At 74.7% G+C, this 25,195-nt stretch carries 22 protein-coding genes; 11 read left to right on the top strand and 11 right to left on the bottom strand.

Annotated elements, in window-relative coordinates; translation table 11 throughout:
* Positions 1-40 precede the first annotated feature (40 nt).
* Both FRAAL_RS08890 and FRAAL_RS08885 read left to right on the top strand, forming a co-directional pair.
* Positions 41-880, top strand: a complete 840-nt coding sequence (locus FRAAL_RS08890; protein ID WP_011603218.1) for an FkbM family methyltransferase — start codon at positions 41-43, stop codon at positions 878-880.
* Positions 877-1,758: a glycosyltransferase family 2 protein gene (locus FRAAL_RS08885; protein ID WP_011603217.1), complete on the top strand. Its 882-nt coding sequence runs from the start codon at positions 877-879 to the stop codon at positions 1,756-1,758. Before FRAAL_RS08890 ends, FRAAL_RS08885 begins: the two co-directional genes overlap by 4 nt.
* A 189-nt stretch (positions 1,759-1,947) precedes the next feature.
* On the opposite strand, the gene FRAAL_RS08880 is transcribed toward FRAAL_RS08885, so the two are convergent.
* The 5 genes from FRAAL_RS08880 to FRAAL_RS08860 all read right to left on the bottom strand — a co-directional run bounded on the left by FRAAL_RS08880 (position 1,948) and on the right by FRAAL_RS08860 (position 7,490).
* Positions 1,948-2,841, bottom strand: coding sequence for an FkbM family methyltransferase (locus FRAAL_RS08880; RefSeq protein ID WP_011603216.1), 894 nt, complete (start codon positions 2,839-2,841; stop codon positions 1,948-1,950).
* A gap of 53 nt (positions 2,842-2,894) precedes the next feature.
* Positions 2,895-3,950, bottom strand: coding sequence for a CgeB family protein (locus tag FRAAL_RS08875; protein WP_011603215.1), 1,056 nt, complete (start codon positions 3,948-3,950; stop codon positions 2,895-2,897).
* 19 nt (positions 3,951-3,969) lie between these two features.
* Positions 3,970-5,334 carry an oligosaccharide flippase family protein gene (locus FRAAL_RS08870; RefSeq protein ID WP_162137461.1) on the bottom strand — a complete coding sequence of 455 codons (1,365 nt, stop codon included), beginning with the start codon at positions 5,332-5,334 and terminating at the stop codon, positions 3,970-3,972.
* A gap of 133 nt (positions 5,335-5,467) precedes the next feature.
* The gene (locus FRAAL_RS08865) at positions 5,468-6,415 is read right to left on the bottom strand and encodes an FkbM family methyltransferase (RefSeq protein ID WP_011603213.1); all 948 of its coding nucleotides are present in this window, start codon (positions 6,413-6,415) and stop codon (positions 5,468-5,470) included.
* Between the two features lie 79 nt (positions 6,416-6,494).
* Positions 6,495-7,490 carry a UDP-glucuronic acid decarboxylase family protein gene (locus tag FRAAL_RS08860; RefSeq protein ID WP_041939043.1) on the bottom strand — a complete coding sequence of 332 codons (996 nt, stop codon included), beginning with the start codon at positions 7,488-7,490 and terminating at the stop codon, positions 6,495-6,497.
* Positions 7,491-7,708: 218 nt separating this feature from the next.
* Here FRAAL_RS08860 and FRAAL_RS08855 point away from each other — a divergent pair, with 218 nt between their 5' ends.
* Genes FRAAL_RS08855 through FRAAL_RS08835 form a run of 5 tightly spaced genes read left to right on the top strand, consistent with a single transcriptional unit; the run spans position 7,709 to position 13,578 of the window.
* Positions 7,709-8,941, top strand: a complete 1,233-nt coding sequence (locus FRAAL_RS08855; protein WP_011603211.1) for a glycosyltransferase family 4 protein — start codon at positions 7,709-7,711, stop codon at positions 8,939-8,941.
* Positions 8,938-10,467: a lipopolysaccharide biosynthesis protein gene (locus tag FRAAL_RS08850; RefSeq protein WP_011603210.1), complete on the top strand. Its 1,530-nt coding sequence runs from the start codon at positions 8,938-8,940 to the stop codon at positions 10,465-10,467. The genes FRAAL_RS08855 and FRAAL_RS08850 overlap by 4 nt, the downstream gene beginning before the upstream one ends.
* Complete coding sequence (locus FRAAL_RS08845; protein WP_050997052.1) at positions 10,464-11,315, top strand: TylF/MycF family methyltransferase; 852 nt, start codon at positions 10,464-10,466, stop codon at positions 11,313-11,315. The genes FRAAL_RS08850 and FRAAL_RS08845 overlap by 4 nt, the downstream gene beginning before the upstream one ends.
* On the top strand, positions 11,312-11,950 hold the full coding sequence (locus FRAAL_RS08840) for an arsenate reductase/protein-tyrosine-phosphatase family protein (RefSeq protein ID WP_011603208.1): 639 nt from the start codon (positions 11,312-11,314) through the stop codon (positions 11,948-11,950). Before FRAAL_RS08845 ends, FRAAL_RS08840 begins: the two co-directional genes overlap by 4 nt.
* A complete protein-coding gene (locus tag FRAAL_RS08835) occupies positions 11,947-13,578 on the top strand; it encodes a Gfo/Idh/MocA family protein (RefSeq protein ID WP_011603207.1) in 1,632 nt (543 codons plus the stop codon). The genes FRAAL_RS08840 and FRAAL_RS08835 overlap by 4 nt, the downstream gene beginning before the upstream one ends.
* Positions 13,579-13,580: 2 nt before the next feature.
* Here the strand turns inward: FRAAL_RS08835 and FRAAL_RS08830 are convergent, their stop codons facing one another.
* The 3 genes from FRAAL_RS08830 to FRAAL_RS08825 form a co-directional block, all read right to left on the bottom strand.
* Entirely contained in the window at positions 13,581-15,503 is a 1,923-nt protein-coding gene (locus tag FRAAL_RS08830; protein ID WP_011603206.1) for a putative bifunctional diguanylate cyclase/phosphodiesterase, read from the bottom strand.
* A 416-nt stretch (positions 15,504-15,919) separates the two neighbouring features.
* The gene (locus FRAAL_RS33720) at positions 15,920-16,078 is read right to left on the bottom strand and encodes a hypothetical protein (protein ID WP_085949666.1); all 159 of its coding nucleotides are present in this window, start codon (positions 16,076-16,078) and stop codon (positions 15,920-15,922) included.
* 3 nt (positions 16,079-16,081) lie between these two features.
* Complete coding sequence (locus FRAAL_RS08825; RefSeq protein WP_063822620.1) at positions 16,082-16,954, bottom strand: class E sortase; 873 nt, start codon at positions 16,952-16,954, stop codon at positions 16,082-16,084.
* Positions 16,955-17,153: 199 nt separating this feature from the next.
* Here FRAAL_RS08825 and FRAAL_RS08820 point away from each other — a divergent pair, with 199 nt between their 5' ends.
* A complete protein-coding gene (locus tag FRAAL_RS08820; protein WP_041939042.1) occupies positions 17,154-18,032 on the top strand; it encodes a glycosyltransferase family 2 protein in 879 nt (292 codons plus the stop codon).
* A 168-nt stretch (positions 18,033-18,200) separates the two neighbouring features.
* Here FRAAL_RS08820 and FRAAL_RS08815 read toward each other — a convergent pair whose 3' ends face one another.
* Complete coding sequence (locus FRAAL_RS08815; protein WP_011603203.1) at positions 18,201-19,043, bottom strand: class I SAM-dependent methyltransferase; 843 nt, start codon at positions 19,041-19,043, stop codon at positions 18,201-18,203.
* Positions 19,044-19,193: 150 nt separating this feature from the next.
* Here FRAAL_RS08815 and FRAAL_RS08810 point away from each other — a divergent pair, with 150 nt between their 5' ends.
* The 3 genes from FRAAL_RS08810 to FRAAL_RS08800 all read left to right on the top strand — a co-directional run bounded on the left by FRAAL_RS08810 (position 19,194) and on the right by FRAAL_RS08800 (position 22,742).
* On the top strand, positions 19,194-20,423 hold the full coding sequence (locus FRAAL_RS08810) for an acyltransferase family protein (protein ID WP_157892018.1): 1,230 nt from the start codon (positions 19,194-19,196) through the stop codon (positions 20,421-20,423).
* A gap of 85 nt (positions 20,424-20,508) precedes the next feature.
* Positions 20,509-21,720 (top strand): glycosyltransferase family 4 protein, encoded by a 1,212-nt coding sequence (locus tag FRAAL_RS08805; RefSeq protein WP_011603201.1) that lies wholly within the window; start codon positions 20,509-20,511, stop codon positions 21,718-21,720.
* Positions 21,717-22,742, top strand: coding sequence for a glycosyltransferase family protein (locus FRAAL_RS08800; protein WP_011603200.1), 1,026 nt, complete (start codon positions 21,717-21,719; stop codon positions 22,740-22,742). Before FRAAL_RS08805 ends, FRAAL_RS08800 begins: the two co-directional genes overlap by 4 nt.
* 127 nt (positions 22,743-22,869) lie before the next feature.
* On the opposite strand, the gene FRAAL_RS08795 is transcribed toward FRAAL_RS08800, so the two are convergent.
* Both FRAAL_RS08795 and FRAAL_RS08790 read right to left on the bottom strand, forming a co-directional pair.
* The gene (locus FRAAL_RS08795) at positions 22,870-23,838 is read right to left on the bottom strand and encodes a class I SAM-dependent methyltransferase (RefSeq protein WP_050997341.1); all 969 of its coding nucleotides are present in this window, start codon (positions 23,836-23,838) and stop codon (positions 22,870-22,872) included.
* Positions 23,839-24,003: 165 nt separating this feature from the next.
* Entirely contained in the window at positions 24,004-25,182 is a 1,179-nt protein-coding gene (locus FRAAL_RS08790; RefSeq protein ID WP_009739720.1) for an RNA polymerase sigma factor, read from the bottom strand.
* Positions 25,183-25,195: the final 13 nt, after the last annotated feature.

Here is a 25,195-nt window from a genome sequence, read left to right as displayed (position 1 = left end):
GACGGCGGACCGCGCCGACCACACCCGCCAGGAGGGCACCGTGCCGCACCGGCCGCCCGCGCGTCGCCTCGCCGAGCAGCTCACCCACCGGGTGGTGCTGCCCCGCCGGCTGCCGCCGCCGTACCGGACCAGCCGGATCTACGTGTCCAGCGAGGGCGGGTTGAAGTACCTGCGGCCGAGCCTCGCCCGCGTCGATCCGATGCTCACCGGTCTCGTCGCCGAGGTGATCCGGCCCGGCCACATCGTGTGGGACGTCGGCGCGAACCTGGGCCTGTTCACGTTCACCGCGGCGCGGGCGGCCGCGCCCGGCGGAACCGTCGTCGCAATCGAACCGGACACGTGGCTGGTCAGCCTGCTGCGTCGCTCGGCCCGGCTGTCCGCCCGCGGCGCCGGTCCAGCGCGGGAGCAGGCGGCGGTGGAGATCCTGCCCGCGGCGGTCGGCGCGTCCAGCGGCGTCGGACGTTTCCAGGTGGCCCGCCGCAGCCGGGCGACGAGCCACCTCGCCGGCTTCGGCGGCAGCCAGGCGGGCGGAGTGCGTACGACGCACCTGGTCCCGACCGTCACCCTCGACGGCCTGCTCGCCGACCTGCCGGCCCCCGACGTGGTCAAGATCGACGTGGAGGGGGCCGAACGGGCGGTGCTCGCGGGCGCCAACCATCTGCTCGCCGCGGTGCGCCCGGTGCTGATCTGCGAGGTCGCGACGCCGAACGCCGAGGCGGTCGGCGCGCTGCTCGCCCGCCACGACTACCGCGTCGTCGACGCGGACATCCCGCCCGCGCGGCGCCGCCCGCTGGTGGTCGCGCCCTGGTCGACCCTGGCCGTCCCGACCGCCGCCCGGCCGCCGGACCAGCCGGTCGCCCTGCGGCAGGCCCGGGCGTGAAGGCGACCGCGGTCATCGTCCACTGGGGACCCGTCACGCCGACGGTGGAGCTCGCCGCCGCGCTCACCGCCCTGACCCGGATCGCCGGGATCGTCGTGGTGGCGAACGACGGGCGCCCCCGCCCGGCCGGGCTCGATCCGGGGGTGTCGTGGCTCGTCCCGGCCGGCAACCTGGGCTTCGGCGGCGGCTTCCGGCACGGCTGCGCCGCCGACCCGTCGGCGCAGGCCTATCTGCTGCTCAACAACGACGTCCACCTGACGGCGGCCACGGTCGACGCCTGCCTGGACCTGCTGGCCCGCCCCGGCGTGGGGATCGTCGGCCCGACCCTGGTCAACGCGGGCGGGCTGCACCCCGGGGCGGACGGGCTCACCCCCGTGCTCACCGTGCCCCGCCGCCGGCGCGTCCCCACGGACGGAGCCGACGAGGTGCCGTGGGTGACGGGGGCGACGATGTTCATCCGGGCGGCGTGCCTGCGCGACGCGCCGATGCAGACCCGCTTCTTCCTCGTCTACGAGGATCTCGACCTGTGCCGCCGAGCCCGGGCGGCCGGCTGGCGGGTACTGGTCAGCCCGGCCCAGTCCTGGCACGCCGGCGGCGGGACGGTTCCCGGTGACGGCTACACCTACTACACCGTGCGCAACCGGCTGTGGTTCGCCCGCCTGCACGCCCGGCCGCCGCAGGTGGCGCTGACGACGGCCTGGCTGCTGGTCGCGGTGCTGCCCCGGCTCGCCGCGGCCGGCGCCGTCCGCGGCGGCGGCACCGTCCGCCTGCGCTGCGCGCTGCACGGGCTGCGCGACGGGCTGGGTCGCATCCCGCCGCCCGACAGCCTGCTCCCCGACGAACCCCGAGCCGCCCGCTGGTCCACCTGGCGAAGCTGAACGTCCGAGGCTCGCAGGGCCCGGGGGGGCGGTGCGCCACGGCCGGGGTCCGGCGGGGGCCGCGTTGCTGTTCGAGCTGCGAGAGTGGGCGGCGTTCGTCGCCGGTCTGCGTAGCGGGAAGTTCGCGCGGCCGCGTCGCACGGCGCTGGCGTCTGCGCCGCACCGGGACGGTTCCGCGGAACCGCAGGATCAGACGGGGTCGCGGGTGAGGGCGACGACGGCGCCGCGGCGGCGCAGGACGCGGAAGCCGAGTCCCCGGGCGGCGGCGAGCAGGTCGTCGGCGGTGACACGGCGGCCGGCGAAGACCGTGTCGTGCAGTTCGAGGACGGCGCGACGGCAGCCGTCGAGCGCGCCGGGATCGCCCAGCAGGAAGGACGCCTCGGCTCCCTCGATGTCGCTGACGAGGTCGAACGCGTCGATCCGGCGGTCGGCCAGCAGGTGGCGCAGTGTCGTCCCCGGCACGGCCACCGGCCCGCCGGCGACTGGGACCGCGCTGATCCCGATGGCGGCGTGCGCGGCGGTGGCGGGTGCCGTGGTGGTGGCGGGTGCCGTGGTGGTGGCGGGTGCCGTGGTGGTGGCGGCGGGGTCGCGCAGACGTGAGCCGAGGGTGGTGGCGCCGAGGTCGAACAGGACCGGGCCGGGTCGACCGGTGATCGCCAACGCGGCGACGTCGAGGGTGAGGTGGGCGGTGTGCGGCTCCAGCCGCCGCCGCAGGCCCGCGGCGAGGCCGGGGTGGGCCTCGACGCAGACGAGGCGGGAGCCGGGAGCCAGGCGGCTGGCGATGTGGGCGCCGGTGATGCCGAGGCTCGCGCCGAGCTCGACGACGGTCTCCGCGGGGCCCACGTACCGGTGGATCATCCCGATCTCGGCGGTCTCGTAGAGCCGCCAGAACAGTGCCGCCCGCTGCCGCGGGGTGAACACCGCATCGGTGACGTCGAAGCGGACGCCGTGATGGCGGATCCGGTTACGGGTGGCGGCGCTCACGACCGCCCCCGCGGCCGGGCTCGTCAGCAGTCCGGCCGTCGAGATCTTGGCCCGCAGCAGCAGCCCGGCGCGACAGGTCCGGTCGGCGGAGCCGGTCACGTCAGCCGAGCTGGCCCGGTCGGCGGAGCTTGGCCGCCCGCGGTGCCGGGCGATCACAGCAGGTCGCCAAGGAGAGTGTCGAGCCGCTGTTGGTAGGTGTGGTCGCGGTGGCTGCGCGCGCGGGCGGCGTCGCCCAGCGCCCGGGCGCCGGCCCGGTCGGCGGCGCAGCGTTTCAGATGGTCCGTCAGCTCGGCGAAGTCGGTGAAGCCGAGGATCTCCCGCTCCTCGGTGAACAGGTCGGGCAGCGCCGCGCGCCGTTCGCAGACCACGGTCGCACCGCAGGCGGTCGCCTCGAACAGGCGGCAGTTCACGCTCTCCATCTCCGCCGGGTGCAGCGCGTTGATCACGGCGAGGGCGCCGCGGAAGACGGCGGCCTTCTCGGCCCCGGTGACGAAGCGGCCGGTGTGGCAGGCCAGCACCCGCGGATCGCGCAGCCAGCGCGGCGGCGGCGGGCCGTACAGCCGCACGGCGATCCCGGCGTCGAGGAGCTGGTGGACGAGCCGGACCCGCACCCCGTAGGTGTTGCCGACGAACACCGCATGCGCCTCGTCGGCCACCGCCGCGGGTGGACGGTGGCGCGCCGGGTTGCAGGCCTCGGGCAGGTAGCGGGCGGGCAGGTCGAGGACGTCCGACAGTCGGCGGGTCAGCAGCGGGTCGCTGAGGAACAGCGCGTCGTAGTCCCCCATCAGCAGGTACTGGCGGCCCAGGTTCACCACCGCGTCCGGGAACCACAGGCCCACCCGGACCCCCCGCCGGCGCAGCGCCCGCACGGTCGAGGGCAGCAGGCGGGCATCGGCCGAGAGCACCACGTCGAGGTTCTCCCGCTCGACCCGGTCGACGAGGCGGCGCTGATGAAGCTGGTCCGGCCGCTCGGAGACGGTGCGCGCCACCAGCGCCGCGCCGGCGAGCCAGCGCCGGCGAGGCAGCGGGACCGCCGGGCCCAGCGCCACCGCGTGCACCCCCAGATCGGGCAGGCAGTCGACGATGTTGTCGGCGAAGTCGTCGAGCCCCACCGGGCCGACGACCCCGACCCGCAGCGCCCCCGCGGACGGCGCCCCCGCGGACGGAGCAGCCGACCGCGCAGCACCGCGCCGCGTGTGGTCGGTCATCGTCCGCCTCACCATCGCCTCACCTTCCGCCGCCCAGCGGCACCACCCGGCGCCTGCTCGCCGCGCGCGCCGCGAGCAGCCCGTACGCCCGCGCCGGCACCGTGCGGGCCGGCACGTCGACCGCGCGCAGCACCGCGCGGAACAGCAGCAGGAACGACGCCGTGTAGGCGACGGTCGACGCGATCGCCGCCCCTTCGACGCCCAGGATCGGCACCAGCACCGCGAGGCCCACCACGGTGAGCGCGCTGCCCGCCCCCTCACAGCGCGCGACGGTCAGCGCGCGGTCGAGGCCGCGCAGGACGTCGTCGGTGACCCGGTTGCAGCCGAGCAGGGCCGCCCCCGGCGCGAGCAGCCACAGCAGGTGGACGCTCGGCCCGTACCGCGCACCGAGGACGCGCGGGACGACGATCGGGGCCAGCGCACTCATCACCCCCGCGGCGACGATCCCGCACGCCAGGCTCGCTCCCACGGCGATCATCGCGGTCCGCCGCGGCCCGGAAGGCGCGCCGGCCCCGCCGGCCCCGGCGGCCACGGCAGCCCCGGCGGCCACGGCGGACTGGCGGGCCAGCCGGGGCATCGCGACGTTGCCGAAGGCGACGCAGATCGGCTGGCTGATCAGGCTCATCGACACGGCGACCGCGTAGTAACCGACCTGCGCGGGCTCGACGAGCAGGGCGAGGATGAGGATGTCGAGCTGGGCGCTGAGCAGGTAGGGCAGTGCCGAGAGGAACACCCCGGCGCCGTAACGCAGCAGCCGGCGGGCCTCGTCGCGGCGGATCCGGCCGCGGGTGGGGACGTCGAGGCGCCACAGCACCGCGGCGAACACCGCCTGGACGGCGATCGAGACGAGCAGACACGCCACGGTGCCGCCGAGGGTGAGCCCGACCGTCACCGCCAGCACCCCGACGCCGACGAGCTGGAGCAGCGGCTGGACGGCCCGGGTCAGGTTCCACACCGCCAGTCGGGTCGCCTGCAACGCGAAGACCCAGCAGGCCGAGACGAAGATGACCGGCTCGGCCGCGAAGACGATCGCGAAGGCCCTGGCCGCCGTGGGATCGTGCGGCAGGACCAACGGGGCGGCGAGGTACCCGCCGACGCCCACCACCACGCCGAGGGCCAGCAGCAGCGCCCCGCCGGTGCGCACGACGTCCGGAGCCCGTCCCGGCTGGCGGGCGACGAAGAAGCAGATCGCCGCGGTCAGACCGCACTCGCCCACCGCGGCTGCGGCCGACGCGTAGGACGTCACGATGGCGTAGGCGCCGCGGCCGGCCGGTCCGAGCAGGCGGGCCAGCAGGATGCCCTGCACCGCGCCGGCCGCGGTGACGGCCAGGCTCGTCGCGGCGGTGGCCCGCACCCCGGCGAGATAGCCGCGGTCGCGGTCCACGGACCGGTGCCGCCCCGTCGCCACCACCCGAGACCCGCCGCCGGGACGGTGCCGCCCCGCGGCCGCCGCCCACGACCGGACGGGCCCGGTCCGGTGCTCCGCTCGCGCGGTCGAGCGGGGCCGGGTCACGTGCTCATGTCGTCTGGTTGCGGGGAAACGGCGTGCGGCGCAGGGCCGCGACCACGGGGTCGAACCGGGCCCAGCCGGGATGCAGCGCGAGCACGTTCGCGGAGAACTCCCCCTGGCCGGCGAGTCCCCGGCGGGTCAGGTTGAACAGGCGATAACCGGCCGCGGCCAGCACGCCGACCAGCTCGCCCTGCGCCCGGCCACCGCGGCGGGCGAGGTGGCTCGGCAGCATCTCCAGCAGCACCGCGGGGCGCCGCGCGCGCAGCAGCTCCGTGGCGCCGAGGAGCACCTCGAGCTCGAACCCCTCCACGTCGATCTTGATCAGGTCGGGCGGCCGGTGACGGGTCGCGTGCTGGTCGAGCGTCGTCGTCGGCACCGTGAGCTCGGCCGTGTCGCCCGCCGGGACCTGGTGGGTCAGCCCCGAGGCGCCGGGATGCCGGCGCAGCCCGACGGTCCCGGTGGTGGCACCGACCGCCCACGCCGTCGGGCGCACCTGACTCAGCCCGTTGCGGGCGGCCAGCGCGGCGAGGACCGCGCGCGGCTCGGGCACCGGTTCGAAGGCGTGGACCTCCCCCGTCCGCCCGACCGCGCCCGCCGCCCAGAGCGTGTAGACGCCGATGTTGGCGCCGACGTCATAGCAGCAGTCGCCCGGGCGCAGGACGGTGTCGAAGACCGCGGCCAGGGCCGGCGGCCGGTAGCACAGCTCGACCAGGTCGCGGGCGGACCCGTCGCAGCAGTCCGCCAGCTCGAAGGCCATGCCGTTGGTCAGCCGGCCGTGCACCGGTCCGGTGAAGCGGGGGGTTCCGCGCACCCAGCCGGTCACCCGGTCGCGCCCGCGGACATCGGGCAGCGCCGCGGCCAGCCGCCCGGCCGCGCGCCAGCGCAGCGGCCCGCCCGCGGTTCCGCCCGCGCCCGGACCGGTGGTTGCCGCAGTCCGGGAAACAGCAAAGGTCATTCACTATTTGTAGCAGATCGATTACCTTCGGCGACACAACTCGACCGGCTCCCGGTCGGGACATCGCCGGGCCGTCCGCTCAGCCGCCGCCCGCCCAGGATCGCGGCGCCCCGCTCTGGCGCGGCACGAGGGTCGGTGGCGGCCCGGCGGCCCGCTCCCGGAACCAGCCGACGGTCCGGGCCAACCCGTCCGCCAGGTCCACCGCGGGCCGCCAGTCGAGCACCTCATCGGCCAGGGTGACGTCGGGCCGGCGCACGCTGGGATCGTCCGGGGGCCGCGGGACGAAGACGATCGGCACCTGCTCGCCGCACAGCCCCACGACCAACCGGGCGAGCTCCAACACCGACAGCTCCCGCGGGCTGCCGAGGTTCACCGGCCCCGGATGCTCGGCGTCGAGCATCCGGACCAGCCCGTCCACAAGATCGTCGACGTAGCACAGCGAGCGGGTCTGCGAGCCGTCGCCGGCCACGGTCACCGGCCGGCCGCGCAGGGCCTGGGTGATGAAGGTCGGCACCACGCGGCCGTCGTCCGCGCGCATCCGGGGGCCGTACGTGTTGAAGATCCGCACGATGCCGGTGCGCGTGCCGTGGGTGGCACGGTGCGCGGTGGTCAACGCCTCGGCGAAGCGCTTGGCCTCGTCGTACATGCTGCGCGGGCCCACCGGGTTGACGTGGCCCCAGTACCCCTCGGGCTGCGGGTGCACCTGCGGGTCGCCGTACACCTCGGAGGTGGACGCCAGCACGAACCGGGCCCCCTTGCGCCGGGCGAGCTCCAGCAGCCGGCGGGTGCCCCAGGCACCCACCGCGAGCGTCTCCAGCGGCAGCGCCCGGTAGTCCACCGGTGAGGCCGGGGAGGCCAGGTGCACCACCGTGTCGACCGGCCCGGCCACGTCGACGGGTCCGGTGACGTCGCGGCGCAGCATCCGGAAGCCGTCCAGCGCCCGCAGCGGGTCGACGTTCTCCGGCCGGCCGGTGAGGAAGTTGTCGACGCAGATCACCTCGGCCCCGCCGGCCAGGAGTCGCTCACAGAGATGACTACCGAGGAAGCCCGCTCCCCCGGCGACGACGACACGCATGGACGTCATCTATCACGGACAGTCACGATTCTCCGGCTGCCCCGCCGCCCCGGCCACGACGACCGCTCCCGCGGGCCCGGCGCGGGACCGGTTCCACGACACATATCTACAGTGCGTTGATTAATGAATACGCATCGTGAAGACTGACGTTCCCGGCAGCCCGACAGCCCGACAGCCCGCCGCTCGGTTCGGCGGCCCCGAGGAGGCGCAGCAGGCCCATGACGTCCACCTCCCGGCCGACGACCGTCGCCGCTGTCGTGCCCCACCCGATCCAGCACTTCGCGCCGCTGTATCGGGCCGTCGGCGAGGGACCGGTGGACCTGCGGGTGCTGTTCCTGTCCCGCGCCGGCCTCGACCGCTACTTCGACCGGGGCTTCGGCGCCGAGATGCACTGGCGACCGGACATCACCGAGGGTTACCAGCACGAGTTCGTCGCCGATCTGCCGCTGCGACCGGAATGGCGCCAGCCGGTCGCCGGCACCCGGGCGGCGGGCCGGGTCTGGACGGCGCTCGACCGGCGGGGACCCGACTGCGTGCTGGTTCACGGCTACCGCCACGTCGGCTCGCTCGCGGCCCTCGCCTGGGCCCGCCGGCGCGGCGTCGGCGCCCTGATGATGGGCGACAGCGAGCTGCTCGGCCACCGTACGTCCCGCGTGCGCGCCGCCAAGCGGCTCGCCCTGCCGCCGCTGCTCGGCCGGGTCGACGCGTTTCTCACCGTCGGCGACAACAACGAGGACTATCTCGCCCACTACGGCGTCCCGCGGGAGCGGATGTTCCGCACGCCCTACCCCACCGAGCAGGCCGCGCTGCACAAGGCGCTGACCGATCGGGCCGCCCACCGCGCCGCCGTCCGCGCCGAACTCGGGATCGCCCCGGATGCGGTGGTCGCCCTGTGCGTCGGCAAGATGATCTCTCGGAAGCGCCCGCTGGACGTCGCCGACGCCCTGCGGATCGTCGCCCGCGCCCCTCGCCGGCCCGACGCCCGGGAACTCGTCGTGATCATGGCGGGCGACGGGGTGCTGCGGCCCGCCTTGGATGCGGCGGCCGCCGGTCTCGACGGCGCGCTGCGCGTGGTGGGCTTCGCCGACCAGGAGCGCCTGCCCCGCCTGTACGCCGCCAGCGACCTGTACGTGCATCCGGCGCAGCGCGATCCGCATCCGCTGGCCGTGAAGGACGCGGTGCTGTGCGGACTGCCGGTGGTGGTCAGCGACCGGGTCGGGTCGATCGGCCCGACCGACGACGTGCGCCCCGGCCGCAACGCCCGGATCCACCCCGTCGGTGATGTCGGCGCGCTCGCCGGCATCCTCGACGAGCTGCGCCGCCGGCCGGACCTGCTCGCCACGATGGCGTTGGAGTCGGAGAAGGCGGTGCCGGACATCGACCTCGACGCCTCGATCGACGGGTTCCACCGTGCGGTCGCCGCCGTGCGCCGCTCGGAGCGGCCGCGGTGAGCCGTCCCGACCCGCCGGCCAGGTTGTCGCGCGCGACCGTCGCCGTACTCGCCGGCAACGCCGCCACCCTGGTACTGGGCACCGCCACCGGCGCCCTGGCCGCCCGGACGCTGGGACCGACCGGTCGCGGCGAGCTGCTCACCCTGCAGACCTGGGCCGGCATGCTCGCGATGGTGCTCAGTCTCGGGGTCTCGCAGGCGCTGGTCACCGACGACGGGGACGACGACGGCCTGCTCGGTCCCCTGCTCGCGCACGCGGGCGTCGTGGCGGCGGCCGGCGGCGCCCTGTTCGCCGCCACCGCGGCCGGCGCGCTCGCCCGCCGGGGCGACGTGCACTGGGACGCCGTCGCCGTGGTGGGCGCGAGCTGCTTCGCCGCCGCCACGATCGTCGGGTCGAACGCGGCGGGGCTCGCCCAGCGCCGCGGGCGGATGGGCGGCGAGTTCCAGCTCGTGCGGCTGGTTCCGGCGGCGGCGACGCTCGGCGCGTTCGTGCTGCTCGCCACGAGCGGGGTGGGTGATCCCGGCCGGTGGATGGTGGCGCTGGCCCTCACGGCGCTGGTGCCCCCGCTCGGCTACCACCTGCTCGTGCTCCGCCCCACCAGGATGAGCCCCACCAGGATGAGCCCGGCCGGGCGGGGTCCGCGGATCGGCGCGTTGCTGCCGCGGCGCGCCTTCGTGCGCAGCGCGCTGGCGGCCTACGGCACGGTCGTCGGCGCCCAGCTCATCTACAAGCTCGACATGCTGCTGGTCACGGCCTTCCGGGCGGCTCACGAGGTGGCGTTCTACGGGGTGGCGGTCGCCTTCGCCACCGCCTGCTCGACCATCTGCCAGGCGACGGGCATGGTGGTGTTCAGCCGGTTGCGCTCCATGGTCGACCCCCGGGCGCGGGCCCGCACGGTGCGCCGGGCGGTCCTGGCCACGCTCGCGATCGCCGCGGCCGTCGCCGGGCCGGTCGCGCTGCTCACTCCGCTCGGTATCCGGGTGGTGTACGGCGCCGACTTCGCCCCGGCGGCCACGACCACCCGGATCCTCGTCCTCGCCGCCATCCCCCAGTCGGTCGACTACCTGCTCATCCACGTGCTGCTCGGCTTCCGCTCGGCGCGCACGGTGCTCGCCGTGCAGGTGCCGGTGGCGCTGGCGACGGTGCTGGGGCTCGTCGTCGCGCTGCGCCACACAGGGTTGCCGGGGGTGGCCGCCGTCTCCGGCGCCACCTACAGCGCCTCCGCCGCCGCGCTCTACCTCGCCTGCACCCGCCAGCTCGCCGACCCCCGCCAGCACGCCCACACCGGCCAGCACGCCCACACCGGCCAGCACGCCCACACCGGCCAGCACGCCCACACCGGCCAGCACGCCCACACCGGCCAGCACGCCCACACCGGCCAGCTCACCCACGCCGGCCAGCTCGGCCGCACCGTCCCGACCGACCTCGCGGGCCGCCCGCATCCCGCGATCCCCGCGCCCCGCACCACCATCGACCCCGTCACCGACCTCACCGGCGATCCATCCCCCATCCAGGAGCGACGATGACCACGACGCCGACCGGCACCCGCGACGACCTGCCCGACACCACGTCGCGGTACCTCGATCTCCTCCGGTCCACCCTCACCTTCTCCCTCTGGGACGGCGGGGACGGCAGCGTGTGGGAGCCGCGCGGCGGCGCCCGGCGCATCCTGGCCCTGGCCGCCGAGCGCCAGGGAGTGGAGATCGTGAAGAGATCCTCACCCGACGCCCGCGACGACGGGCGGGACTGGCCGAGACTCGCGCACACGATGACCGGCGAACATCGCATGCGCAACCTTCAGGAGTGCACCGAGCAGGTGATCCGCGACGGCGTCCCCGGCGATCTCATCGAGACCGGGGTGTGGCGGGGCGGGGCCTGCATCCTGATGCGCGGGGTGCTGGCCGCCTACGGGGTCGACGACCGCACGATCTGGGTCGCCGACTCCTTCGCCGGGCTGCCGGTGCCCGACCCGCGTTACGCGGCCGACGCCGGCGACCGCCACCACGAGCACTCCGCCCTCGTCGTCTCCGTCGACCAGGTGCGGGAGAACTTCCGCCGCTACGGCCTGCTCGACGACCAGGTCCGCTTCCTGCCGGGATGGTTTCGCGACACGCTGCCCGACGCGCCGATCGAACGCCTGGCGGTGCTGCGCCTGGACGGTGACATGTACGAGAGCACCATCGACGCGCTCGGCGCGCTGTACCCGAAGCTGTCCCCCGGCGGCTACTGCATCATCGACGACTACGGGGCGGTTCCCGGGTGTCGGGCAGCCGTGGACGACTACCGGGCCGCCCACGGCGTGTCCGAACCGATCATCCAGGTCGACTGGACGGGCGTGTACTGGCGTCGGGGCAGCGCGCCCCGTCCGGCATGAGCGCCACCGGGGCGGGCGAGCCGGGCCGGCCGTGGACGGTGCTGATGGTCTGCACCGGCAATCTCTGCCGCTCGCCGCTGGCCGAGCACCTCGCCGCGGCCCGGTTCGGCGCGGCGCCCGGCGCGGCGCCCGTGTTCCACAGCGCCGGGGTGTACGCGGAACCGGCCGCGCCGATGCACCCGCACGCCGCGGCGCTGCTGCGCGCACGGGGCGTGGACCCCGGCGCGTTCCGCACCCGGCCGCTGACCGCGGAGCTGATCGGCGCCAGCGACCTGGTCCTGTGCGCGACCCGACAGCACCGCTCGGCGGTGGTCGCCCTCGCGCCGCGCGCCCTGCGCCGGACCTTCACCGTGCGCGAGTTCGGCCGGCTGACTTCCGGGGTGCGCCCCGCGGACGTGCCGCCGGGTGAGCCGCGGCTGGCCGGGGAGCACCTGGCCGCGGCCGCCTGGCGGGTCCGGGCCTCGGGCCGCGTCGTGCCGGCGTCGATCGACGACCTGTCCGACCCGCTCGAGGGCGGTCGGGAGGCGTTCGAGACCTGCGCGCGGCTGATCGACGCGGCGCTGACGGCTCCGCTGACACTGCTCGCCGGCGCCTGCCGCGCCCAACCGGTCGGACGGGCGCCGGCGGCGGGATGAGGGTTCTCCTCGCGCAGCGCTGGGCCGACGGCTTCCTCGACGAGACCCCGACGGCCGGGCAGGCGCGCGTCCGTCCGTCCGTCTGGATCACCCTGGTCCCGGTGGACGACCAGTTCTACGTGCGGTCGGGCGGCTCCCGGGCGCTGGCCGCCTACACCCGCGAGTTCGGGGCTCGGGCGGTGGCTCGCAAGACCGCCAGCCGGCTGCGGGAACGCGACCGCAACCGGCGGTACGTGGGGGTCGGGCTGGGCACGGTCGAGCCGGCGCCGTTCCCGGGGGGCGAGGCGCCGGCGTCGCCGACGGCTGTCCCGGCGCCCGGCTCCCCCGTCGCCTTCGTCGCGCCCTGCCACCCGGCGTGCATGGAGCGGGTCGTCCTGCACCGCGACCTCATCCGCCCGGTCCGTGCGGCAGACGTCCCCCGACCGGTCGACCCCGGTGCCCGGCCGGGCGGGGCGACGATCGTCCACCGGGCCCGACCGGCGAGCCCGCCGCCGGTGGTCGACGACGCGCTGGTCGGCTGGTCGCCGTTGGCCGGGATCGCGCTGGACCCGGCGGCCGTCGACCGACTCGTGGCGTGGCTCGCGGTCGAGTGGCGCGGGGCCAGGCCGGACGACCGGCTGCTCACCGGCGCCAGCCCGATCGCGACCAGCACGCGGCGGCGCCCGGCACCCGGCGCCGCGCCGGGGTCCGCCCGCCGGCCCACCGCGGCCCTGTTCGGGCTCGGCCACTACGCCAAGACCCAGATCGTCCCGCACATCGGCGAACACCTCGACCTCATCCGGGTGCACGAACTCGATCCCGTGCAGATCGGCGCCCGGCGCACCGACCGGTGGTCCTGGGACACCTCGCCGCTGCCGGCCGAGGACGACCCGGCGGACGTCCTGCTGATCGCCGGCTACCACCACACCCATGCCCCGCTGGCCCACGCGGCGCTGCGCCGCGGCTCGGCGGCCGTCGTCGAGAAACCCCTGGTCACCACCGAGGAGGACCTCGAGGAGCTGGCGAAGCTCATCGACGGCGGCGGGCGTCTGTTCGCCTGCTTCCAGCGCCGCCACTCGCCGATCAACGCCTGGCTACGCACCGACCTCCGCCTCGGCGAGGCGCGCGAGCCGATGCTCTACAGCGCGGTGGTGTACGAGGAGCCGCTGCCCGCCCGGCACTGGTACCGCTGGCCGGCCTCGCGGACCCGGTTGGTGAGCAACGGCTGCCACTGGATCGACCACTTCCTGTGGCTCAACGACTTCGCCCCGGTGCGCCGCGCCACGGTCACCTCCGCCCGCACGGGTACCTTCACCGTGTACGTCGAGCTCGTGAACGACGCGATCCTCTCGCTCGTGCTGACCAGCGCCGGCGGCAGCCGCTTCGGCCTGCGTGAGCACACCGAACTGCGGGCCAACGGGGTGACGGCGACCATCGTCGACGGCGCCCGGTACAGCGCCGAGGCCGGGTCCCGGATCCTGCGCCGCCGCCGGGTGAACCGACTCGACAGCTACCCGGCGATGTACCGCGGGATCTGCGAGCGGCTCGTCGCGGGGGCGCCGGGCGAGAACGCCCGGGAGATCAGGGCGGTCGCCGAGCTGACGCTGCGGCTGGACACGGCGGCGGCCCGGCAGGGGCCGGCCTGTTGAGCTCAGGAGGCCGCCAGGTCGGTCTGCACCCGGTAGCCGGCCGCCCGCCAGGCCGTGGCGGGCGCCGGGGTGCCGCGCAGGCCCGCCGGCCACTGGCCCGGCCGCGGTGCGCCGGCACCGGCCGACGGCGGTGCCGACAGCGCCGGAACGGCCGCGGCGCCAACCTCCGGGGCCAGGCCGGCGCCGACCAGGGCCCCGCCCCCCGACGCCGCGGCGTCGGGGGGGACGGCGAGCCGGGCGGCCCACTCGCGCAGCCACCCGACGACCCGGTCGCCCGTCATCGGCCCGGCGACGAAGAAGCCCTGCACCTCGTCGCACTGCCAGTCGGCCAGCGCCTGCCAGGACCGCTGGGTCTCCACCCCTTCGGCGACGATGCGCAGCCGCAGCGCGTGGGCGAGCGAGACCGTGGAGCGCACGATCTCGACCGCCGCGGGGTCACGGTCGAGATCGCGCAGGAACGTACGGTCCAGCTTCACCTCGTCTGCCGGCAGTTCGCGCAGATAGGTCAGCGAGCAGAAGCCGGTGCCGTAGTCGTCCAGGCTGACCCGCACGCCCAGGCTGCGCAGACCCGCCAGCGTGCGCCGCGCCGCCTCCCGGGCCTCGATGAGGCTGTCCTCGGTGACCTCGACGACCAGCGCCGACGGCGGGAGCCGGTGGCGGGCCAGCGCCGCGCGCACCACGCCGACGAAGGCGCGGTCGACGATGACCGACGCCGGCACGTTGACCGAGACCGACAGCAGTGCGCCCCCGGCGTGCCAGCCCGCACAGGCGGCCAGCGCCTGGTCGAGGACGTACACGGTCAGTTTCGGCATCAGCCCGGCCCGGTCGAGCTCGGCGAGGAACACGTCGGGCGGGCGCACCCCGTCGACCGGATGGCGCCAGCGCACGAGCGCCTCGACCCCGCTGATCCGGCCACTGCGCAGGTCGGCCTTCGGCTGGTAGCTCAGCTCGAGCTGGCCGCGGTCCAACGCCTGGCGCACCTCGGCGCGCAGCAGCAGCCGCGCCCGGTTGATCGGGGGATGTGCCCGGTTGTAGACCGCCTGCCCGCACCGGGACCGTTTCGCGGCGAGCATCGCCTCCTCGGCGTGACGGAACAGCTCCAGCGCCACCCGGCCATGCTCGGGAGAGCAGGCGATCCCGATGCTCGCGTCGGGTCGGACCGGGGTGCCGGCGAGCAGGACCGGCGGTTCGAGCGTCTCCCGCAGGACGGCCGCGAGCCGCTCGGCGCCGTCGACCTCGCCGCCGCGCAGCAGCACCGCGAAGGCGTCACCGTCGACCCGCGCGAGCAGGGTCGAGGCGGGCAGGGCGGCGAGCAGGCGCCGGCCCACGGTGACGATCAGCCGGTCGCCCTGCTCGTGGCCGAGGGCGCCGTTGACGTCGCGCATCCGGTCGAGGTCGAGGAGCAGGACCGCGACCGGCGTCACGGCGCGCGCCCGATGGCCGCCGCCCAGGCTGCGGCCGACCGCGTCGAGGAAGTGCCGGCGGTCGGCGAGCCCGGTCAGCTCGTCACCGGCCCAGCGCCGCCGCCCCCGCCTGGAGCCCCACCAGGTGCCGCCGCAGGCGCGGGCCCGACCCGCCAGCGCCGCGGGGACGGCGACCACGGCGACCGCCGTGACCCCTGCGAGCGAGATCGCGGCCGCGCCGACGCGTCCCCCGGCGTCACCGGCGGAGCCGGGTAAGCCCGGCGGGCGGACGAACCCGACCACGAGCGCCAGCACGATCAGCCCGGCGAGGACGGCGAGGACGGCGAGGACGGCCGCCGCCGCACGGGCGTGGCCGCGGCCACCCCGGCCTGACGGTCCGGCCTGCGGCGCCGCCTGGACCTCTCCGGGCCGGTCGAGCCGGTCGAGGCCGCCGGCGCCGGCAGGCGGCGCCCCGTCCGGCAGGCAGCGTGACCAACCGCGACCGCCCGGTTCCCACGCCACGCCGCCCGGGCGGAGCGCCGAACCACGCCGTATCCGATCCGGCCATTTCATGGAATTCCCCCGAAGCCTATCCCGCAATGCCCCTGCGCCGCTCTCCGGACCGCCTGTGGCTGGCCCACCCGCCACCATCTCCGCCGACCCGGCCTGCCCCACGTCCACGCCGATCTCCGCGCTATCAGAGCGTAACGTGGCCCAGTTCGCAGGGTATCCGATGCCCGACTTTCCGGTGGCGTCGGCTCAGCCGTCCGGTGTCCCCGACACGCTCCCCCGACCATCGGGTCCTAATGCCCGTGAAGGCGTTGGCGAATTCCACTCCGCTACCCGTTGGGACCAGCCCGTCGCCATTTCGACTAATCCGCTGGTCCGCCGACAGACGAGTGGTGGCCGGCGGCCCGCCGCCGTCGAGTCAACACCCATCAGTTACCCAGTGTGACTCGACCGTTCGGCAACACCGTCTCCACCGCGGGAAAGGCAACGAACATCAACAAGGCGACGACGGCAAGCACCGCAACGACTGCCAGCGTCAGCCGGAGCCGCGGCGGACCGGGCAGCCGGCGGTAGAGCCACGCGTACATCGCTCACTCCCCCCTGACCGCCGGGGGCACCCCGGCGGACTTCGCGGTGGTGTCGACCAGCTCGCCGTACACGATCAGTCGATGGCTCGCCGAGAACTTCGGATGGCAGGTGGTCAGGGTGATCAGGTCCTTGGTCGGCGCCACTCCCGGTCGCTTGGGGACCGGGTAGGTGACATCCACGCGGTTCGGCGTCACGACCTCGGAGCCGGTGACCCGGTAGGTGTAGTAACGGTCCCGTACCTCAACGACAAGAGGGTCGCCAACCTTCAATTCATCGAGACGACTAAACGGTTTTCCATACGTCGTCCGATGCCCCGAAACGACGAAGTTGCCGAGCTGACCAGGCATGGCCGTGCCCGGAATATGGCCTGGCCCGCGCCGCAGGTCACCGGCGGCGACGCCCTCCACGACGACGGGGGAATAGTCGCGGCCGAATCGCGGCACCCGCAGGACCGCCAGGCCGTCGCCGAGATCGACCGGTGGCAGCGGAGCCGGCCGCACCCGATCACCGGCGGGCGCCCGCGGCGCCGGCGGCCGCCGCCAGGCCTGGTCGAGCTGGTGGTGCAGCCGATCCTGGGTCCGCGCGGCGAACAGATCGGTGACCCACAGCTGGTAGGCGAGGAACAGCGCGACGACGATCCCAGCGGTGATCAGCAACTCGCCGAGCCCCCGGGCCAGCCGGCCGGCGAGCATCCGCCGGCGTCCGGCGGCGGGACCGCGTCCGACGACGGGCGCCGGGTCCTCGACGAGCACCGTGGGCGCGTCCGCCGCCGGATCCGCCGGCCGGCCGGGTCGGGGCGTCTCGCCCGTCGCCGGACCGCTCGACGCGGTTCCCTGCTCGTCTTCGGCCGCTGGGACCGAGGATGCCTCCACCACGCCATCACCCTAGGCCATCGTTCAACTACCTCTAGTGAGGTATCGGCAGATCGACTGGACGTTGCGGCCCGCCACGGCGAGCCGACGACTCCCCTTGCTCTACAGCGTGACATGGCTCTGTTACTCTCGGCACCGAATCGGTGGCGTCGTCGCGCGGCCGCCAGGACTCACGCTCCGCTCGACCGAGGCAGGGGGCCCGATGAAGACCGTGGCGGTCATCGTCCACTGGGGCCCGCCTCAGCCCACGGTCGAACTCGCGGAACGCCTGGACGCGAGCCCGTCGATCGCCCAGGTCACCGTCGTCGCCAACGACGGCTCGGCCCGGCCGGCGGAACTGGCGACGTCCGTGGCGTGGACCCTGCCGCCACGCAACCTCGGCTTCGGCGGCGGTTTCGCGCTCGCCGTCCGGGACTACCCGGCGGCGGGCGCCTACCTGCTGGTCAACAACGACATCCGGATCGACGAGGCAACGATCCGGGCGTGTCTGGACCTGCTGACCGGCACCAACATCGGAGTCGTCGCCCCCACCCTAGTCAACGGTGACGGCCTGCAGTCCGGCTCGGCGCGGCTGAGCCCGGTCCTCGTGGCGCCGCGAGCCCGCCGCCCCCCCGACGACCGGCCCTGCGAGGCGGACTGGGTGACCGGCGCGGTGATGTTCATCAAGGCCGCATGCCTGCGGCGGGTCCCGTTCGACGGCCGGTACTTCCTCGGTTTCGAGGACGTCGACTTCTGCTACCGGGTCCGGGAGGCCGGGTGGAGCGTCGTACTCAGCCCGCACCGGGCCTGGCACACCGGCAGCACCACGATCCCCCGCCGCGCCAACGCCTACTACACCGTGCGCAACCGGCTGTGGTTCACCCGCATCCGCGGCTGGCGGCTGCGCACCACGCTGGTCGCCGCCGTCACCGCGACCGTCGTGCTGCCCCGCAGCGTGGTGCTGGACGTCGTGCGCGGGCGGGGACTCGAAACGACGGCGCTGGTCCGCCACGGCCTGCTCGACGGGCTCGGCCCCCTGCCACCCCCCGGCGACCCGAGGGCCGACGAACCGCGTGCGGCCCACTGGACGGCATGGCGGTAGCCCGACCCCACGTTCCCACCCACCGGGGACACCGCCTCCGGGTCGCGACGGATCTGCTGCCGCGGCGGTCCCCGCGCCACCCGACCGTCGCGCGCCCCGGCCGGTCGGCCCCGCTGCACCGACCGACGGCAGAGCGGCCGTGGCCGACGTGGCCCACCGGTCCCGCGCCTACGGCCGCCGGGGCGGTGTCCGCGGGCCGGCCCCGGCCTCGGCGTGGACCGACCGGATGACCGCCGGGCCCCGGGACGACCCCGAGCTCTGCGCCGGCACGACCACGGGTGCGCCGTCGCAGCCGCCGGCGTCGGCGCCGACGGCGAGGGGGGCGACGGTGGCGGGGGTCGCGGTGGCAGGGGTGGTGGCGGGGGTGGCGAGGAACAGCGCCTGCCACGCGAACATGTTCGGCCACCGGGCGAGAACCCGGCGGTCGGCACCGCGCGTCAGCCCGCGCGGCAGCACCTCGCGACTGCGCCACCACGGCAGGCCGCCGGTCGTCGAGTGGGCGACGAGGCGCAGGCCGTTGTCCGCCAGCAGGCGCCGGGCCGAGTCCACCGTGTAGAAGCGCAGGTGGGTGGCGTCCATGAGCCCGGTCTCGGTGTACTCGAAGCGACCGAGCAGGAACTGTGCGCGCTGCCGGTAGTGCAGCACGTTGGGCAGCGCCACCAGGATGCGCCCGGCCGGGTCGACGACCCGGCGGGCCTCGGCCAACAGCGGCGCGGGCTCGGCCAGGTGCTCCAGGATGTGGGAGAGCAGTACGAGCTGGTAGCTGCCGTCCGGCGCGAAGGACAGCCCGTCGTTGAGATCAGCGAGTTCGACCCGCTCGCACTCCACGCCCGCGGCCACCCGCTCCGAGGGATCGATCGTCACCCCGGTGACGCGCCAGCCCCGGGCCCGCAGCAACCGAGCGTTGTCCCCCGCTCCGCAGCCGCAGTCGAGCGCCCGCCCCGGCCGGATGTCGATCAGATCGAGCAGGTCGGAGTTGCCGCCATTGCGATACCGCAGATCGAGTTCCATGTACGACTCCCTTCGCGCCGGCACGGCACGCGTCCTCGACCTCAGAGGCAAGGCCGGATTCTCACATAGAGTAATGCCTTCATGACGCATAATCGTTGACCTCGCGCCAGGACCACCGTCGGCCCCGTGTCGGCCGCGAAGGAGCCTCGTATGGAATCCGGCATCGGACCGACGGCGCACGCCCTCCCCTCGCCGGCCGCCGCGAGCCCGAGCGGGTCCCCTCCCGCGGCGACCACCCCGAGCACCGGGCAGGCGCTGCAAGGCCCCCGACCCACCCTCGCCACGGTCTTCACGGGGCCGAACAGCATCGGGGCGTTGCGGCTGTGGCTCGCGGTGACGGTGTTGCTGTCCCACGGGTGGGCACTCAGCGGCCACCACACCCCGGCACTGGGCCGCCACGAGTACGACGAGGTAGCCCTCAACGGCTTCTTCGCGGTGAGCGGCTTCCTGGTGACCCGCAGCGGCACGCGGCTGAGCGTCCCCCGCTTCCTGTGGCACCGGGCGTTGCGCATCCTGCCGGCCTTCTGGGTGTGCCTCCTGCTGGTCGCCCTCGTCGAGGCGCCCCTGGGTTGGCTGCACGACACCGGCTCGCTTCGTGGCTACCCGCTGACCGGCCCGCACGGCGCGCTGCCCTACGTCACCGACAACGCGCTGGTCAGGATGCGCTTCTACGACATCGCCGGCACTCCCACCGGCACCTTCTTCCCCCTGCCCGGTTCGGGCATGCCGGTCGCCTGGGACGGCTCGCTGTGGACTCTGTGGTGGGAGGTGCTGTGCTACCTCGGCACCGCGGCGCTCGCCGCGGTCGGCCTGCTGCGCCGCCGCCCGGTTCTGGCCGTCGGTGCGACCCTGCTGCTACTCGCCGCGATCCACCCGCTGGGCCCCGGCGGCGCGCTGCTGCCGGCGCCCTTCTCCACCGACCTCGCCCGGTTCGGGCTGCACTTCCTCGCCGGCGCCGTGCTGTGCCTGTACGCCGAGCGCATCCCGCTGTCGGGCCGGCTGGCCACGGCGGCGGCGCTCGTGCTCGGCGCGTCGTTCTTCGTCACCGACCAGCACCTGCTGTCCGCGCTGCCGATGGCGTACCTCGTCGCCTGGTTGGCGGTCCGGCTGCCGCTGCACCGGGTCGGCTCGCGGCGCGATCTGTCCTACGGCCTGTACATCTACGGCTTCCCGATCCAGCAGCTCGCCACCGTCTACGGCCTGCACCGGCTCGGCGCCGTCGTCTACCTGCCGCTGACCACGGCCGTGACGGTGCTGGTCGCCGCGGCGAGCTGGCCGGCCGTGGAGGCGCCGGCGCTGCGGCAGAAGAACCGGTGGTCCCGTCGCCCGGGCCGGGGCAGGTCCCTCGACGCCCTACCAGCCCCGCGCACGGGCCACTAAAAGTACATACTCCAATCCTCAACGTGCCGATGACACGGCACTCAACGCGAAGACAACACGTGGCGAGAGATTAGCATCACCTTCCGTGCCACCTCTTCGCCGATTCCCTGCCCCCACTCCCGCATCTGCCCCCGACCAGCCCGCGCGCGTGCTGCTCCTGACCGTCTCGCGCGGGCTCGGCGGCGGCATCGAGCGCTACCTCACCACCGTCGAGGAGACGCTGCGGGCCGGCGGAGCGGACCTGCTGCGCCTCGACATGCTGGGACCGGGGGTCGAGCTGACCGCGGCCGCCCGCGCCCGGTTCAGCCTGCGGGCGCTCGACCAGGCCCGGCGCTTCGGCCCCGCGGACAGCGTCGTCGCCGGCCATGCCAACCTCATCCCGGTGGCCGCCGCCGCGCTGCGGCTGACCCGGGCCCGCTTCGGCCCGGTCCTGTTCTACGGCACCGACATCTGGGGCATGCGCGCCGCCGACCGGGCGATCCTGCGGGCCGACCCCCTGCTGCACCCCGTCACGATCAGTTCCTACAGCGCGGGGGCGCTGTCCACCGTGGGCCTCGCCCCCATCCTGCCGCCCGGCATCTCCCCGGCGTGGCGGGCGACGCTGCTCGCCGAGGCGAGCCGGCGACGGCCGCTGCCGCCGGTCCCCACCATGCTCAGCGTTTTCCGGCTCGCCGACTGGGCGGGCAAGGGCGCCGCGGTGCTGATGGAGGCGGTGCGCTCCGTCCGGCAGACCCTGGGCCCGGTCCGGCTGGTGCTGGCCGGCCAGGGCCCGGCTCCGGGCGCGCTGCACGAGCTGGTGTCCGCGGATCCCGACACCGAGCTGCACGAGTCCCCGACCGACGAGGACCTCGCCCGGTTCTACGCCACCGCCGACCTGTTCGCCCTGTGCACCCGCACCCGCCCACGCGGACCGGCGGCCAGCGGCGAGGGCTACGGCATCGTGCTGTTGGAGGCCCAGCTCGCCGGCTGCGCCGTGGTCGGCCCGGCCTCCGGTGGCAGCCACGACGCCTACCAGGACGGCGTCACCGGCGCCACACCCGTCGACGAGTCCGCCGAGGCCCTCGCCGACGTGCTGCGCGCCCTGCTCGCCGACCGGGCCCGCCTCGCCCGCATCGGGCGGCGCGCCGCCGAATGGGCAGCGGCAGCCACCCGGCCGGACGACTACCTCCGACTCGTGTTCACCGCCCTGACCGGGCGTCCCCCGGCCGGCCTCGGCGGGGCCGGGGTCCCGGACCAGCCGGCCGACGCCCCGCACGGCAGGACGCGCGCCGGCGCGCCCTCTCACTCGGGAGCATGATGAAGATCCTGGTCGACTGCGCCGGCGCCCGCATCGGCGGCGCGAAACGCCTGCTGAACGAGTTCGACCTCTACCTGCAGGACCGCCGGCTGCCCGAGCTGCGCGTGACCGGGCGCGACCGCGTCCTGACCGCCCCCTGGTTGCTGCGCCGGGAGCGCCCCGGCGACCGGTACGACCGATCGCTGGCGCTGAACAACGTCTCCTTCGCGCTGACCGGCCGCGAGCGTCGGGTCCTCATCCACGGCCCCCAGCACTTCCTGCGGATGGACGAGGTGCGCACGCTCGGGCTGCGGATCGGCCCGGCCGTGCACGCGCAGGCCCCGGTCGTGTGGGCGGCTATGCGCCGGGCCGACCACATCTTCGTTCCGTCGACGAGCATGGCCGAGCGGGTCCTGCGGATCATGCCGGCCGCCCGGGACCGGGTGGTCGTGGCGTTCAACCCGGTGACGCCGCCGGACCCGCACCTGCTGCGGGTCCGGTCGGACGAGCGCCGCGAGCGGGACGCGGGCGCCGGGACGGTGGACTTCCTGTGCCCCATCATCATCACCCCGCACAAGCTGATGGCCCGCCGTCTGCGGGCGGGGCTCGGGGCCCTCGACATCCTCGCCGGACCGCCCCACCACATCGACGCCACGATCACCGTCACCGGCCGGGCGGACCTGATCGAGGATCCCGCCGTGGCGCATCATCCACGCCTGCGGCTCGTCAGGGAGCACCCGGCGACCACGGTCATCGACATGATGATCCGGTGCGACGCCATCTTCTTCCCGGCCGAGCTCGAGTCCTTCGGCTACCCCATGGCCGAGGGCCGGATGATGGGAGTGCCCGTCGTCGCGCTGGACAGCGCCCACAACCGCGAGATCGCCGGACCGGCGCTGGTCGGCTACGAGCGGGAGGCCACCGAGGAGATCGCCGCCGCGTTGCACGCCGCGCTCGAGGTGGATCTGAAGCCCGACCAGGACAACCCGTTCGACCGCGGACCCTACTTCGACCTGCTCCTCGGCGAGGGCGCCGCGGGCTGATCGCGCTCGCGGCGGACCCGGCGGGCGTGGCCGTGCTCCACCGCTCCCGCCGCGGCGGACCCGCGGATCGGGGCGCTCGGCGAGTCCGGTCGCTCGGCGGGTCCGGTCGCTCAGCGGGTCCGGTCGCTCAGTGGGTCCGGTCGGTGTCCGCGGTCGCCGGAGCGATGGACTCCAGCTCGAGCGGCTCCAGGTCGAACGGCTCCAGGTCGAACGGCTCGACGGGCGTCGCCTGGGCCGGCACCGTGAGCCCGCGCGACGGCGTCGCCACGGGCGCCGCTCCCACGTCGAGGCGTCGGGCGACCAGCAGATGCTGACCGGCGACGTCGTCGTCGACATCGGCGAGCGAGGCCACCGGAACGAGCTCCAGTTCGCCGAATCCGGCCGCCGTCACGAGTCGGCGCACCTGGTCGGCGCTGCGGCCGAAGCAGTTCAGCGCGAACCGGAGCTTCAACCGGCCCGCCAGCCCCCGTTCGGCGCGCCACTGCGCCTCGGTCCGCCAGCGGGGGTCGTCGACGACCACGTGCACGAGCAGCCGGCCGCCGGGGCGCAGCGCGGCGTGCCAACCACGCAGTGCGCGCGCGAACACCTCGTCGGTGAGGTGCTGCACGACCGCGACGGAGTAGACGACATCGACGTCACGGCCACCGCGGATGAACTCGTCGACGGTGACGTAGTCCAGGTTGGGCGCCGGGTTCAACACGCGCGCGCAGGCCAGCGCCCCGCGGGAGACGTCGACAGCGGTCACCGAGTGGACCCGTGGCGCCACGGCCGCGGCCAGATAGCCGGGGCCGCAGCCGACGTCGAGGACATCGTCGTCCGCCTGCAGGTAACGGCCGAGCACCTCGTCGGCGAGCACCTGCCGGGTGCGCCGGTTGCGCTCGGCCGCGGCGTGACGGTCATGCTCGCCGGGCTGAAAGTAGTGCGGGCTCCAGGCCAGCAGGCGCAGCGCGACCTGCGGGCGCCGCCCGGCCGGGGTCACGGCCAGCAGCGCGGGCACCCATCGAGCGCCGAGGAAGTTCTGCGCACCGGCTGTCGCCACGGCGAATCCCGCCAGCGGGCGTAGCCGGCGTACGACGGTGGATCCCCTGCCAGCCATGCTCGCCATCCTCTCGGCCGGACAGACGGCACCGACTGTGCCGCCGCGCACCGGGCCGACGAGCATCGATGGACAGCAACCATCGAGGATCAGGACACCGATACTAGCCAAGAGTAATAACGTGACCACACAGGGTCAACAACCCGGGTGGCCACGCAGGCGCGTCTACTCCAGGTAGTCGCGCAGCTTCTGGGAACGCGACGGGTGGCGCAGCTTCGACAGCGTCTTGGACTCGATCTGCCGGATGCGCTCGCGGGTGACGCCGAACTCGCGCCCGACCTCCTCCAGCGTGCGGGGGTGGCCGTCGGTGAGCCCGAAGCGGAGCTGGATGACCTTCTTCTCCCGGTCGGAGAGCGTGTGCAGGACAGAGTCGAGCTGCTCCTGGAGGAGGATGAAGCTCGCCGCGTCGACCGGGACGACGGCGTCGCAGTCCTCGATGAAGTCGCCAAGGTGGGAGTCCTCCTCCTCACCGATGGGCGTCTCCAGCGAGACCGGCTCCTGGGAGACCTTGAGGATCTCCCGGACCTTGTCCGGGGTGAGGTCCATCTCCTTGGCGATCTCCTCCGGGCTCGGCTCGCGGCCGAGGTCCTGAAGGAGCTGCCGCTGGATGCGGATCAGTTTGTTGATGGTCTCGACCATGTGCACCGGGATGCGGATCGTGCGCGCCTGGTCGGCGATGGCGCGGGTGATCGCCTGGCGGATCCACCAGGTGGCGTAGGTCGAGAACTTGTAGCCCTTGGTGTAGTCGAACTTCTCGACCGCGCGGATCAGGCCGAGGTTGCCCTCCTGGATGAGGTCCAGGAACAGCATGCCGCGACCGACGTAGCGCTTGGCGATCGAGACGACGAGACGCAGGTTCGCCTCGACCAGCTTGCGCTTGGCGATCTGCCCGTCGCGCTCGATGGCCTCGAGATCCCGCCGCATCTGCGGGGAGGTCTTCTTCGTCGCCACCGCGAGCTTCTCGGAGGCGAACAGCCCGGCCTCGATCCGCTTGGCGAGGTCGACCTCCTCCTCGGCGGTGAGCAGCGGGACCTTGCCGATCTCCTTGAGGTACATGCGCACCGGGTCGGAGGTCGGCGCCTTGAGCGCGAGCTCCTCCTCCTCGCGGCGCCGGCGGGCGAGCAGATCGGCCTCGTCGGGGTTCTCGCCCCCGGCCTCAAGGACCTCGATGCCCTCGTCGTTGAGCACCTGCAGCACCGTCTCGGCCTGCTCCGGGGGCAGCTCCGCCGCCTGGATCGCGACCGTGACATCCTCGGTGGTGAGGAAACCGATCTCCTTGCCCCGGGTGATGAGGTCCTTGACCTCGTCCACCTGGGCTTCGCGGGGTAGGACGGTAGGACTCATGGGCGGAATCTCG

It is taken from the genome of Frankia alni ACN14a, assembly GCF_000058485.1.
Lineage (GTDB): Bacteria > Actinomycetota > Actinomycetes > Frankiales > Frankiaceae > Frankia > Frankia alni.
The sequence above is the reverse complement of the archived record's forward strand: the minus strand, read 5'-3'. Positions and strand labels throughout refer to the sequence as shown.